12 protein-coding genes are annotated in these 14,008 nt (G+C 42.1%); 6 read left to right on the top strand and 6 right to left on the bottom strand.

Annotated elements, in window-relative coordinates; genetic code table 11:
• Positions 1-478: 478 nt before the first annotated feature.
• The 3 genes from AC0L3Y_RS04615 (at position 479) to AC0L3Y_RS04625 (ending at position 4,774) form a co-directional block, all read left to right on the top strand.
• A complete protein-coding gene (locus AC0L3Y_RS04615; protein ID WP_473469347.1) occupies positions 479-1,408 on the top strand; it encodes an ABC transporter substrate-binding protein in 930 nt (309 codons plus the stop codon).
• 235 nt (positions 1,409-1,643) lie between these two features.
• Entirely contained in the window at positions 1,644-2,714 is a 1,071-nt protein-coding gene (locus AC0L3Y_RS04620) for a quaternary amine ABC transporter ATP-binding protein (protein WP_473469349.1), read from the top strand.
• Entirely contained in the window at positions 2,714-4,774 is a 2,061-nt protein-coding gene (locus tag AC0L3Y_RS04625) for an ABC transporter permease (RefSeq protein WP_473469351.1), read from the top strand. The genes AC0L3Y_RS04620 and AC0L3Y_RS04625 overlap by 1 nt, the downstream gene beginning before the upstream one ends.
• 98 nt (positions 4,775-4,872) lie before the next feature.
• Here the strand turns inward: AC0L3Y_RS04625 and AC0L3Y_RS04630 are convergent, their stop codons facing one another.
• The 6 genes from AC0L3Y_RS04630 to AC0L3Y_RS04655 all read right to left on the bottom strand — a co-directional run bounded on the left by AC0L3Y_RS04630 (position 4,873) and on the right by AC0L3Y_RS04655 (position 9,698).
• A complete protein-coding gene (locus AC0L3Y_RS04630; RefSeq protein WP_473469352.1) occupies positions 4,873-5,214 on the bottom strand; it encodes a zinc ribbon domain-containing protein YjdM in 342 nt (113 codons plus the stop codon).
• Between the two features lie 115 nt (positions 5,215-5,329).
• Complete coding sequence (locus AC0L3Y_RS04635; protein WP_473469355.1) at positions 5,330-5,755, bottom strand: VOC family protein; 426 nt, start codon at positions 5,753-5,755, stop codon at positions 5,330-5,332.
• A 9-nt stretch (positions 5,756-5,764) separates the two neighbouring features.
• The gene (locus tag AC0L3Y_RS04640; protein WP_473469358.1) at positions 5,765-6,283 is read right to left on the bottom strand and encodes a glycine cleavage system transcriptional repressor; all 519 of its coding nucleotides are present in this window, start codon (positions 6,281-6,283) and stop codon (positions 5,765-5,767) included.
• Positions 6,284-6,608: 325 nt separating this feature from the next.
• The gene (locus tag AC0L3Y_RS04645) at positions 6,609-7,820 is read right to left on the bottom strand and encodes an MDR family MFS transporter (RefSeq protein WP_473469361.1); all 1,212 of its coding nucleotides are present in this window, start codon (positions 7,818-7,820) and stop codon (positions 6,609-6,611) included.
• Between the two features lie 34 nt (positions 7,821-7,854).
• Positions 7,855-8,640 carry an ABC transporter ATP-binding protein gene (locus tag AC0L3Y_RS04650; protein ID WP_473469364.1) on the bottom strand — a complete coding sequence of 262 codons (786 nt, stop codon included), beginning with the start codon at positions 8,638-8,640 and terminating at the stop codon, positions 7,855-7,857.
• Between the two features lie 2 nt (positions 8,641-8,642).
• A complete protein-coding gene (locus tag AC0L3Y_RS04655; RefSeq protein ID WP_473469367.1) occupies positions 8,643-9,698 on the bottom strand; it encodes a FecCD family ABC transporter permease in 1,056 nt (351 codons plus the stop codon).
• Between the two features lie 281 nt (positions 9,699-9,979).
• Between AC0L3Y_RS04655 and AC0L3Y_RS04660 the strand changes: the two genes are divergently transcribed.
• From AC0L3Y_RS04660 to AC0L3Y_RS04670, 3 genes are all read left to right on the top strand, one after another.
• Positions 9,980-11,062, top strand: a complete 1,083-nt coding sequence (locus AC0L3Y_RS04660; RefSeq protein ID WP_473469370.1) for an ABC transporter substrate-binding protein — start codon at positions 9,980-9,982, stop codon at positions 11,060-11,062.
• 612 nt (positions 11,063-11,674) lie between these two features.
• Entirely contained in the window at positions 11,675-12,430 is a 756-nt protein-coding gene (locus AC0L3Y_RS04665) for a helix-turn-helix domain-containing protein (protein WP_473469373.1), read from the top strand.
• Between the two features lie 6 nt (positions 12,431-12,436).
• The gene (locus AC0L3Y_RS04670; RefSeq protein ID WP_473469376.1) at positions 12,437-13,975 is read left to right on the top strand and encodes a sulfatase family protein; all 1,539 of its coding nucleotides are present in this window, start codon (positions 12,437-12,439) and stop codon (positions 13,973-13,975) included.
• Positions 13,976-14,008: the final 33 nt, after the last annotated feature.

The raw sequence follows: 14,008 nt of genomic DNA on the forward strand, positions 1-14,008 counted from the left end.
TGAAATGCCTAAGTCTTTTTTGCGGAGATATTTTAGTAAACGTAAAGAGTACCACCCCATTACCAGATTATTACTCAGACTACGCGTACGCTGTGATTTTGAAAATAATGAATCAATCTCGATTGCTTCAGGTGACGTAATGCTATGCAAACAGATTATTCGTAAAGGCCAAACAATATTTCTTCCTTAGTTGTGTTAAGGTATAGCTCTGGTATACGAGTTCACAAGTATTTATTGCTTGACCAGTTCTAGCGCTGCCTACAAGCGTATTCTCGAAATCTCGCGTTCAATCGGTGGCCCGATCACCTTAGACAGACTGTTATATCGACAGTTAAAGTCTTCATCAAATTGCACCACATTAAAATTTAACCTTGGTGCACATCATTAGAGTGTAATTGTTCGACCCTAAATGGTCTGAGTAACATTCTTCATCTGTGTTTAGCTGTAATAGCGCACTAAATATCACCTGGATATATATATGATTTTCCTGAAAAAAGTAGCGATTTCTGCTGCTGTTAGCTCACTTATTCTTGGCACTTCAATAGTCCAAGCAGATTCGAAAGAACCTATTGTAATCCCTACCCATAACTGGACTAGCCAAATTACTATGGCATACGTTATTGGCGGTATTTTTGAAAGCATTGGTGACAACGTTTCTTATGTTCCTGCGGACAGCCAAGCGGTTTACGAATCAGTTCGTAATGGTGATGTCACTATTTCCCACGAGATATGGCAGTCTACTTTCGGTAAATCCTTCAACAACGCTTTAGACGCCGGCGGCATCATTGATGTGGGTAATCACGCATCTCTTACTCAAGAAGAATGGTGGTACCCAGCTTATGTTGGTGAACTATGTCCAGGCCTACCGTCTTGGAAAGCACTAAACGATTGTTCTGAGCTATTTACGACAGCTGGCAGCGGCGGAAAGGGCCGTTATCTAGATGGGCCTATGGATTGGCATGGTCAAGAAACATTGGATCGTATCAAAGCACTTGATATGAACTTTACGGCTAAGTTTGCCGGTTCTTCAGGCGCTCTTTGGGCGGAACTAGAATCCGCAAAAAAAGACAACCGCGCGGTTGTGATATTTAACTGGTCACCCAATTTCACCGATGCTGGGGAAGGTGGTAGCTTCGTTAAATTTCCAGCGTACACACCAGGTTGTAAAATGTCTGACGGTGGCGATGGAAAGTGTGGTTCGCCTCCAGCAGGTTGGTTGAAAAAAGCGGCGTATTACCAAATGCCTAAAAAATGGCCAACTGCTTATAAGGTATTCAATAATATCTCATTCACCAAAAGTGATATCGGCAACATGGCGTCATTGGTTGATATTGATGGTTTAAGTCATGAAGAAGCCGCTGAGAAATGGCTAGCGGATAACGAAGCCACTTGGAAAAAATGGCTATAAGGCAAATACAATAGTCTGAATGCACGCATTCAGGCTATGCCTGTTATTCAATATAAAAGTAGAGACTTTGAGTGGCGTTCCGCCAAGGTCTCTACTTATTAATTTTTTGTCCGCGACAAGTAAGAGTAGAAAAACAATCACGCAAAATTATATTGCGCCTGCCAGTCCGACAACTCCATTAATACCGTGCCAACAAAAATTCGTTGCAGCACCTTATTTTTACAGAGACTTAATTATGTCCACACCTATCCAGCCCGTTATTAAATGCGAATCTGTCTATAAAATTTTTGGTGAAAACGCTGAGAAAGTTTTGAAAAAAACGGACGGAGAAGTAGATACTGAATCATTACTCGAGGCAGGATGCGTCATTGGTGTTAATAACGCGTCTTTCGACGTTCATAAAGGTGAAATGCTCGTTATTATGGGCTTATCCGGCTCAGGGAAGTCGACTCTTTTACGCTGTATTTCACGCTTAATTGAAACCACGGCTGGCAATATTTTTATTGATGGCGAAGATCTACTTGGCATGAATGAAAAAGAACTCATTAATGTTCGTCGTAACAAAATGGGCATGGTGTTTCAAAGTTTCGCTCTTTTACCCCATAAAACCGTATTAGAAAACATCGCCTTACCATTACAAGTAAAGGGTATTAGCACTAAAAACAGCATGGCGCGAGCGATGGACATGGTCAATTTAGTAGAGCTAACGGGTTATGAAAACACCTTTCCACGTCAGCTCTCTGGCGGCCAACAACAACGTGTTGGTATCGCTCGCTCACTCGCCGTAGAGCCTGAAATGTGGTTTCTTGATGAACCGTTTTCAGCCCTAGACCCTCTGATTCGTAAGGAAATGCAAGATGAATTCCTTCGCTTACAGAACGCACTGCATAAGACTATATTATTCGTTACCCACGACTTTGATGAAGCCCTTCGCCTTGCTGATCGCATCGCCATTATGAAAGACGGTGTAATAGAGCAAATTGATACTCCTGCGAACATCGTTCTTAACCCAGCAACCGAATACATTGCTAAATTTACGCGCAGTGTAAGACGCGAACGTGTCCTCTCTTGTCAAACCATTATGGAAAAATATGACATCAACACCGACCTGAGTGATATCACCGTTTCTAAAAATGCCATTATCGACACAGTCGCAGAACGTGTATTAAGCGAACAAAAGCCAGTCGCTGTCCTTAATGAACAAGGCGACATTGTGGGCATTGTAAACAGCAAAATGATAATACAAATTATGTTTGGTGAGACAAGTAACCTGCCCGTCAATAACAACGCAGAGAGCCAAGCCTAATGCATTATTTCATACACCATAAATGGGTGCAGTTTTTTGCTTTGCTGGTAATATTCTTTGTTCTTGTCATGGCCATCAGCCCAGTATCCGGTGGTAATCTATGGCGTTTTCAAGAGAATATTTTCTGGCTTTTGCCCGACACCCTGAACAACTTTCTGAAATATCTCATCAATGATTTTTGGCTAGTGGAAACGTACGATGTTGAATTAGATCTCACTGAAGAATCTACCATGATCAAAGAGTTTACTCGTAGCCTATCTGGTGTAGTTCTATTTTTTATCAATCTCATTCGAGAGCTGCTTTTAGGTGGTGTTAAAACAATTGTAACCTTCACCAGCTGGGACTTTATTAGTGAACACCCATGGGCTCGGGTTCCAGCATTACCTTGGACCGCCGTAGCGTCAGGTGCATTTTTAATGGGTCACTTTTTGGGCGGCCGAAAACTGTCTATATTAGCGGGTGGCAGCATTATTTATATTGCTGTATTTGGGCAATGGACACCGGCCATGCAAACTCTATCTTTTGTATTAGTCGCCGTGCCGTTATCTGTTTGCCTAGGGTTGATGATGGGAGTCTTTGCTTATAAGAGCAAAGCTTTCGAAATGATATTAACGCCACTGTTAAATGTCGCTCAATCTATGCCTCACTTTTCGTACCTAATTCCTGTAGTCGTGTTCTTTGGTATTGGCGACCATGCGGGCGCCATATCGACGGTTATTTTTGCCACACCGCCAATGATTAGACTGACTATTTTAGGTCTTAAAAAAGTCTCTCCAGCAGTATTAGAAGCAGGCCTGATGAGTGGTTGCAACCCTCGTCAGCTCATGTTTAAAGTGCTTATCCCTACCGCTCGACATGATATTTTGATCGGTGTTAACCAAGTCATCATGCAATGTTTGGCCATGGCTGTTATCGCATCTTTTATTGGTACAAAAGGTTTGGGCTACGATTTACTGGTATCACTAAACAGACTGAATATCGGAGAGGCGCTTGAACTTGGTATATCTATCGTATTAATCGCGATTGTTTTGGATAAACTTTCCCTTGCTTGGGCGAACAAACAAGCCGATTACTTTGCGGATTTACCCTTCTACCTGCATCATAAATACTCATTAGCTTTCTTAGGTATTTTAATCGTTACTTCTACTATCGCTTACGCTGTCAGCCTATTTTTCCCTGATAAACCAAACTACCTTTATTTTATTAGTGATACGCAAGGACTCACAACTAAGCATTTTTGGGACTCTATCGTTGACTGGATAATCACTAACACTTACCAAAGCGTACAAAGTTTTAATGTCTTTATGATTACCTCAATCTTGGTACCTATGAAAGAGGCGTATTTAGCCATGCCAGTGGCGGCTACTTTATTTTTAGTCGCGGGTATTGGCTACCTGGTTGGTGGCCTTCGTTCTGCTATTATTGTGGCTGGCTTTATTGGCTTTATCGCTTTAACGCCTTGGTGGGATCGTGCATTAATTACCGCTTACATGGTTACCTTTTCCACTGTGGCGGCTGTTATTATTGGCTGTACTGTTGGCGTTTTATGTTCACGAAACACTCGAGCTACTAGGGTGATATTACTGGTTTGTGACACTCTTCAAACCTTTCCCTCTTTCGTCTACTTAATTCCAGTCATCATGTTATTTGGTGTAAGTGATTTGTCTGTACTTATCGCGGTGATCGTATACGCCATTATTCCTGCTACACGCTACACAGTAGAAGGCTTGAGAAACGTACCTCAATCCTTACAAGAAGCCGCCTCCATGTCTGGTGTTAATTCTACGCAACGTTTATTGCACATCGAACTACCTTTAGCATTTCCACATATAATGTTGGGTATTAATCAAACCATTATATTCTCTTTATTTATGGTCATTATTGGCGCCTTTATTGGTACCGACGATTTAGGTCAACTGATCATGCAATCTTTGTCGAGATCTAATGGGATGGGACAAGGTATTATCCTTGGTTTATGCGTTGCTTTTATTGGCTTAGCGGTCGATCACTTGATCCAAACTTGGTCAGGTCAACGTAAAAAAGCATTAGGTATAGTATGAGGCGTAACATACCTTAATTAGCTTTAGGGCGTCGTTATTGTCATTTGATAATTATGTGTTTAAAAAGCAGAGAAGAGCATTCTTCTCTGCTTTTTAGTTTAAGCAGAGGCTTTTTTCACGAACTGAGATTTCAACATCATGTCGCCAGCGCCATCCACTTTACAATCGATATCGTGATCGCCATCAACAAGGCGTTTGATCGTTGCTTTGGTGCCGATTTTTAATACTTGAGAAGAACCTTTCACTTTTAGGTCTTTCGCTAATGTTACTTTATCGCCTGCTTCTAGTAACTTACCGCTCATATCTTTGATGATAAGTACATCTTCGTCTACGACTTCTTCATTTGGATTCCATTCGTGAGCACACTCTGGACAGATCAACATAGTTTGATCTTCGTAAACGTATTCTGAGTTACATTTTGGGCAATTAGGAAGACTCATAGTTATCAATACCTTTGATACAGATGGAGAAAATTTGCGGGCATTATACCCTTATTTTTGCTGTGGTTTTTCATCTTCACTAAAAAATTCTTCATTTTCCTCTTAACTAAGTCATTTAGCCGCCGATGCGTTTCGCCATTGGATGGTCAGAATTAAGTTGCAGCAAGTCCCAAAGGTTTCCATATAAGTCTTCAAATACCGCAACCCATCCGTAGTCTTGTTCCTTTGGCTCGCGTACAAACGTGATACCGATGGATTTCATCCTGTTGTAATCTCGCCAGAAGTCATCCGTATTGAGAAAAAGAAACACTCGTCCACCAGCTTGATTGCCAATGAAATCATGTTGTTCAGGCTTTGAAGCCCGAGCCAACAAAATCGATGCGCCTGTTGAATTCGGCGGAGCAACAACAACCCAACGTTTGTCTTGTTCCGGTTGATAGGTGTCTTCCACCAAATCAAATTTTAATTTATTAACGTAAAACTCAATGGCGTCGTCGTAATCTTTAACGACCAATGCGATGTGGACAATGTTTTGTTTCATGAAATGGCCTTAAGCGAATTGACTTACCGATAACTCGATCATAAGGTCACTGCTGATACCTTCCAGTGCGATCTCTAATTCCGACAGTGGGAGGTTGTCTGGAACGACCAGGATCATTTCTGTTTTAAACAACATATCGGAGCTCATCGGAGCCGGCTCGCAAAATGTTTTCAATTCTTTCACGTTCACCATTAAAGAATGCAGAACTTGAGAGACTTCTTTTACTATCCCTGCGCGGTCATTTCCAACAACGGATAAAGACAAGGTTGAGCCTTGAGTGACAGTTTGAACCGCATTTTCTACAGTCACATTAAGACCAAGTTTTTCAAAGTTACGTAGAGCTTTGATTAAGGCGTCTTGATGTTCTAAAGGAACAGACAAAGTCAGAATGCCTGCAAATTTATCGGCCAAATGCGCCATACGGCTTTCTAACCAATTACCATGATGACGAGAAACCGTATCGGATAAACGCTCAACAATACCAGGACGATCTTCTCCGATAAAACTTAAGACTAAGTGTTGCGACATAAGATTCTCCATCCATTATTTTTAGAGTTATTCAAAAGAGAGCTACTCAAAACAACAAACTATTTCAATAATCTAGACTACGGCAATTTGATTAGAGTGCCAAGCAAGCAAAAAAACACATAATGTATTTGATTCTTCTTACATTCTCACTTATTCAATAAATAATTCATTGTTAATCAATTAATTATAGTCAACAAAACTATATATGCTAATCAGACTCATACAGATATCTTCACCTTGGAATAGCTCTTTCGCAATATTCCAGTACCTGAAGACCTAAGCACCTTCAAATTGATCGATGAAGACGACAGTGAAGTTTTCACTTTCAAAGCTTAAAGCGAACTTGACGATACAAGCCTACCCCCGCACAGATCCCGATCATAGCCAAACAAACCCAAATCCACTGACGATCTATACTCTCGATCGACAGCAACCAACCAATGCCAAAGTTACCACCAAACGCAGCAATGCCACCGATACAGGAATATAAGCCGTAATAACGGCCTAATTCGGATTTATCGCAAAAGCGCGGTATAAAAGAGCCAAGCAATGGCAGCACCAGCATGGAACCCACGCTAAACATCACGCCATAAACGATGAAGTTTAACCAAGGGAGTTCATCAAACGAGATAAGAAAACATAAGAAAGAAGCACCCATTAATGCCAATCCTAGCCCCATAGCTTTAGCTCTGCCGAACGATTGCGTCACCCATCGACTAATCGGCATTTGCAGCGTAATACCAAGAATAGATGTGGTCATAAAAACCCACGTAATCACATACGAACCGAGTCCGCGAGCTTCGACTTCACTCGGTAACGATAAGTACAGTTGATGAAAAAACAAATGAAAGGCACAAGCAAAGAGAATAAATCTCATGAAGGGAGGGTTCAGCAACATGCTTTTCCATTGTTGCCAAACGCCTTGCTGAGCAGATGAAGGTCTAGACTGACCAGCCAGCGCAGGTAAAAAACGCCATTGGATAAGAAACAAACCGAAGAACAGCAAAGCGGCGCTCAAGCCAACCCACATAAAGCTCACCGCCACCAGCGAAATACCTACTAGCGGACCGAGTAACATACCCGCTTCACTGGTCCAGTTTTGCATGGCAAAAATACGATCACGGCGAACCTGATCCGGTGCTTCATACGCTAAATAAGCATTACTGGAAGGTGTAAATAAAGCCCCAGCAAACCCAGTAAAAAAAGCCCCGAGCAAAAGCAAAGGCAAGCTTTGCGCGACCCCTAATAACACAAAACCAACGACTCGAACTAAGCACCCGAGCAGAATCAACCGTTTATAACCAAGGTAATCTCCAAGCGTACCACCGATCAGAAACAATCCTTGCTGACTCAAAACCCGTAGACCAATCACCAAACCAACGTACCATGGGGTTAACCCCAATACTCGCTGTAGATGATCCGCGAGATACGGCAGCAGCATATAAAAGCCAAGATTAAAGCTGAAGCCATTAATGACTAAGACACGGCTTGCCACGGATAACTGACGCCAATCGGCCAGAAAATGATGTAGCTTCATAATAAAGGATCTAACGGTCCGAGCCTGTTAATAATCATGTAAATGATGCGTGAGATCCACGGCGTTGAGTACGAACAAATGGTACACCGGCACTGTCCACCATGATCTCTGCCGTCACACCATAAACCTCATGCACAAGCTCTGGTGTAAGTATGTCTTTTGGTGCGCCTTGAGCGACTAACTTACCCTCCTTTAATACCAATAAGTTATCGGCGTATTGAGCGGCTAAGTTCAAATCGTGCAAAATCATAATCGACACCCAGCCATGCTGTTTGGTGTTTTTATCTAAATGATCCAACAACACTTGCTGAAAATGTAAATCTAGCGCACTGACTGGTTCATCCAACATCAATATTTTAGGCTGACGCATCAAGGCTTGAGCAAACAACACCATTTGACACTGGCCGCCACTGAGCGTTCTAACGTCTCGATTCGCTAAATGCAGTAGGCCAATTTGATCCAATGCGTGCAAGGCTGCTTCCAATAAGCGATTACCCAATTTGAGAGATAAAGCGTCTAACTGACCGAGCAAGACCACTTCCAACACACTTAGTCCAACGTCTAAACGAATGTCTTGAGGCATGTAGCCAAAGCGCTGACGCCATTCCCCTAGATGCTTACGGTTCAATAGTTCCCCCTCAAAACGAACATCCCCTTGTTGCGGCTGAAAATCACCAAACAGGGTTTTCAACAGGGTGCTTTTACCCGTGCCATTGGGACCAATAATGACGTGTGTTTGCCCTGAATCGAGACGGAAGCTGATGTCGTCTGCAAGCACAAGCTCATCAAACGCTAGGTGTAAATTATTCACTTCTAACATAATTAGCGCTTCTTCCCGATAATTAACCAAAAGAAAAACGGCACACCAATGATCGCAGTCACAATACCGATGGGAAACAAAGAACCGGGGACAATCGCTTTAGATAAGACCGATGCACTGGACAATAAAAAGGCACCTACCAGAAAAGATAAAGGTAAAAAATAACGTTGATCTTCACCCACCAACATCCGAGCAATATTAGGAGCAACAATACCGATAAAACCAATAATGCCCACAAAACTGGTCGCCGTTGCCGTCATAATCGCCACAATAATTAAGGTTTTCAGACGCAGTCGAGTGACGTTAACACCCAGGCTTTTCGCGCGCTCTTCACCTAAACGTAACGCCGTAAGTTTCCATGCGTCTTTCATCAACACCAGCACACACAGCAGCGTGACACCGGCGGTGATCCCCACATTTGACCAGGTTGCCTTGGTTAAGCTACCAAACAACCAAAACAGAATCTGTTGGCTTAATTCCGGCGACGATACAAACTGCACAAGAGACAGCAAAGATTGGAATAAAAATAGTAGAGCGATGCCCGCGAGAATCAGCTGACCAGAGGTAATATGACGCATCATGGCGAGGCCAAACAATAAGCTGGCCGACAACATACAACACACGAAAGCGCCAATCGGCACTGCGATTTGCGCGTTCATACCGAGTGAACCTAAGTACAACATCAAAGCGGCACCAAAGCCTGCTGCAGCGGCCATGCCTAATGTGTATGGACTGGCCATGGGGTTATTCAATAAGGTCTGCATTTCTGCCCCACCCACACCTAAAGAGCCTCCAACAATCACTGCCATTAAGGCAATCGGCAAACGCAGATTGGTCACAATAACTTGAGTGGTACGCGAGACGTCCACAGGCAACCCCAACATGTTGGCTAACGCATTGGCAACATCCGCAATGCCTAACATAGAAGGGCCGGTGGCTATGTCGAATACAAAAGAGAGTAAAAGCACCAACATGAGGCAACTAATCACAAACCAGCGGCGTTTTTCATAATGGCGCTGGGCATTAACAGCTTCGGTGACGAGAGTAGAATTAATCATTAATCGGTCATCTTTATGGTGAATGTGCTTGGTGAAGCCACTGAAAAGTATTGTTTAAAATAAATAGTATTCATAACGCAACACAAAACGCCCATTGGAGCAGCGAATATGCTTTTTTTCATAACAAAGCCTTTTGTAATAAAAATCTAAAAACAAACCAAAAATTAATGAGAATGGTTTGCATACTCATTGTAGTTGAATGTAACATTCATACAAGCTTTTCATTACCATTTCTATTCATCGTGCCTGCTAAAGGCACGAATTAACCAGGAACTCTTCTCATGATTCACAAAATTGTTAGCTTGGTCGCACTGATGTTTGCGTCATTTAGCTTTGCGCAAACAACGACACTGACCGATGTTCTTGACCGAAAAGTCACCTTTAACGCACCAGCACAACGAGTCATTGTGGGCTTTTACCCTGAAGATTACATGGCCATAGGTACGGAGGCGGCGTATGACAAGGTGGTTGGCATGTCGAAATACATTTGGCAAGCACGCTCTGCCAACTGGGAAATGTACACCCAACATCGCCCTTCTTTGGCAGATATTCCAGGCATTGGGCGTGTTGATACTAAAACCTTTTCAGTTGAAAAAGTCATCAGCCTAAACCCAGATCTTATTATGTTGGCAGACTGGCAATTCAAAGGACTAGGAGCGGATGTAGATCGCCTCGAACAAGCGGGTATTCCAGTCATAGTAGTGGATTACAACGCACAGACTTTAGCTCGCCACGTCAAAAGCACACAAATCATTGGCGTAATTACTGGCCAACAAGAACGCGCCACTAAAATAGCCGATGACTACACTAAAAATATGACAATGATTACTGAGCGTTTAGCCAAAGCCAACTTGCCTAAACCAAGAATCTATACCGAATTTGGCGCAGCAGGTGTAAATGAGATCGGCTACACCTTTGGTAAAAATATGTGGGGCGCCATTGCGACTATGGCAGGCGGAGATAATATTTCAGCACCTTATGTTGAATGGTGGGGGAAACTCAACCCTGAGCAAATTCTTGCGTCTGACCCTCAAGTTATCGTAATTACAGGCTATGAAACAGGTAATGGTGATGATGCTATGTTGATGGGGCAAGGCGTTAAAGGAAGCGTCGCACAATCTCGCCTAGCAGGCTTCAAACAACGCGTTGGTTGGTCAAGCTTATCTGCAGTGAAAAATGATCACCTGTTCGCAGCCTATCATGGCGCATGCCGAACAATTTTAGATGGTGCTATGGTGCAATTCTACGCCAAAGCGCTTTATCCAGAACTGTTCAGCGATTTAAACCCTGAGGCCGCTTATAAAGACTTCTACAAAAAATACCTTCCAGTAACCCCAGAAGGAACCTTCATGACAGCGTTATAAAACATAGCTTTGTCTGGCACTTAAAGCCCTACAAAAAGCCCGAGTAAGATCACTGTATTCAGTTACTTACTCGGAGGGCTATTACACGAGCCCCTATTATTCAGACCCGTTTTACACGACCTTGCTTACGCATAAACCAAAACCCTAATCACTCCATCGACATACCACTCCCCCATATCAATCGATCAATGTGCTCCGAAAGTACATGCGAACCAACCCTCTATAAAGATGCACCTAATGTCGTCGCCAAACCGGTTTCGGACACAGCAGATACAAACACAATTAAAATACCTACGAGTTTATCCGCTAAAACTTAAAGCCAAGCGTTTCGATACCATTATTTTTAGAGTCATTCAAAAGAGAGCGATTCAAAACAACAAACTGTTTCAGTAATCTAGACTACACCAACTAAACTAGGGTGCCGAGCAAGCAAAAAAACGCCCCATAACTTACCTCACCTTTCTTTTAGCTCTTATTATTACGACAAATAAAATTAATAATTCCTTATTAATCAAATATTTATAAATATAAAACCATATATGATAAGTTAATTCCCATATATGGCTTCACTTTGAAGTGGCTCTTTCCTAGTATCTTAAGACGGAGATCAATATGACATCAGAACCAGTAAGAAAAACAATAAAAGTCATTGAGCTTTTTGCCGTAAATGATAAAGCAGAAACCTTGGCAAGCATTTCAAGAAAGTGTGAGATTCCTGTGGCGACTGTTTCTCGCATAGTTAATACGCTTGAAAAAGAAGGTTATTTACGCCGATTAAAAGATAAATCTTTTGTTCGTAATTTTTACTTACAAAAGAAAATGAGTTTATCTGAAGGCTATCTAAGTCTTCTTGAACAGGTATTAGAGGACATCTCAGATCTGTCAGAACAGTCATGTGAAGCGATATTTATCGAAAATAGTCAGCTTTATTGGCTATCAAAAAAAGAATCGAAGAATGTCGCCTTTCGCCTTAAAGCACACACAGGCTTTAGACGTCCATTATATGAGCTAGACGCGCCATCACGACTCAGTTTAGCTGCAATGGGTTGGAACAAGGTACGAGAACAATTTGATGTGAATGCATTTTTCGAAGCAGGCCCTTTACGTAAAAGCGTATCTAGAAGCTACTTAAAAGAGCAATTACAAAACACCTGTTTAACCGATGTTTTATATGACATCGAAGGCAATGTCCGTGGGATACGACGTTTCTCGAAAGCCATTTATGACAAACAAGGCAAATTCATTCATCTGCTTTGTATTGCAGAAGCGGCTATTTCGGTTCACGACATTGACGCTCATATTGAAAAAAATAAAAAAATCATCAATCAGGCGGTTCAGAAACTCACCGCTTTTCTTCACAGCGAGTAGATAAAAATGAAAAAACAACCCAACATTCTCTTTATCATGGCTGATGATCATGCTTCTAAAGCAATCAGTTGCTATGGACATGGGATCAATAAAACACCGAACATTGACCGATTAGCAACAGAAGGTATGCGCTTCAATCATTGCTACGTTACCAATTCAATCTGTACGCCAAGCCGCGCCAGTATCCTTTGCGGAACTTATAATCATGTAAATGGCGTGATGACATTAGAAAGCAAAATTAATAAGCACATCCCTAATGTAGCAAAACACCTACAAACCGGTGGTTATCAAACCGCTATGATTGGCAAATGGCATTTAGGCGAAGGTTCTGAACACGAACCATCTGGCTTCGATTTCTGGTCTGTATTACCAGGACAAGGTGAGTATTTTGATCCAGAACTGATTGAAATGGGAAAACATATTCAAGTCCCAGGCTATGCGACAGAAGTTATTACTAAGAAGTCTATTGATTGGCTAAAAGAAACAGACAGCGACAAGCCTTTCTTTTTAATGTGTCACCACAAAGCGCCTCATCGTTCTTGGGAACCTCATCCTAAATACCGTAATTCTTATACTGACGACATAAAAGTCCCAGATTCTTTTTCGGATGACTACAAAAATCGTGCAAAAGCGGCTCAAGCAGCAAAAATGCGAGTGCATGGTGATATCACGTATTTCGACCTTGGACTTGTGCAACCAGAAGGAGGTTCAGAAGTGGGTGAACTTGCGGTTGCCAATTCACTCGTCCGTAAAATTCCGGTACCTGAAGACTTAAGTACTTTCAAACTGATCGATAAAGACAACGGTGAGGTCTTCACTTTCAAAACTCAAGACGAACTAGCTCAGTTTAAATACCAACGTTACATTAAACGCTACGTCCGTACCATTGCGTCAATTGACGAAAGCGTAGGTGAGTTACTTGATTACCTAGACGAAACAGGCCAAGCAGAAAACACCATTGTTATCTACACATCAGATCAAGGGTTCTTTTTAGGTGAGCATGGCTGGTTCGATAAGCGCTTCATGTATGAAGAATCTTTCCAAATGCCATTTCTAATCCGTTATCCAGAAGGGATTAAACCAAACACGATTTCTAATGACATTATATCAAACGTTGATTTTGCACCGACTTTCTTAGACTACGCAAATTTACCAATACCGAGCTACATGCAGGGCACGAGCGTTAAACCTGTCTTAGAAGAAAACACACCTGAAGACTGGCAAGACGTGGCTTACCATAGATATTGGATGCACAGCGATGAACATCACAACGCTTACGCCCATTACGGTGTCCGTAACAAACGTTATAAATTAATTTTTTGGTACAACGAAGGCTTTGACCTACCGGGTACACAACCTGGTGGTGAAGAACAAGAGTGGGAATTGTTTGATTGCGATGAAGACCCTCTTGAACTGTTTAATTGTTATAACGATCCCAAATATCAAGATATTGTCCGTGATATGACCCTTATTCTCGACAAAAAAATGCTCGAGATTGGTGACATCCCAAGACACGATATAAATAAAACTCTAGCGTCACAATAAATTAAGGGGCGCTTTTAGCCCCTCCTTTAAAAC

The organism is Marinomonas sp. GJ51-14 (genome assembly GCF_055808695.1).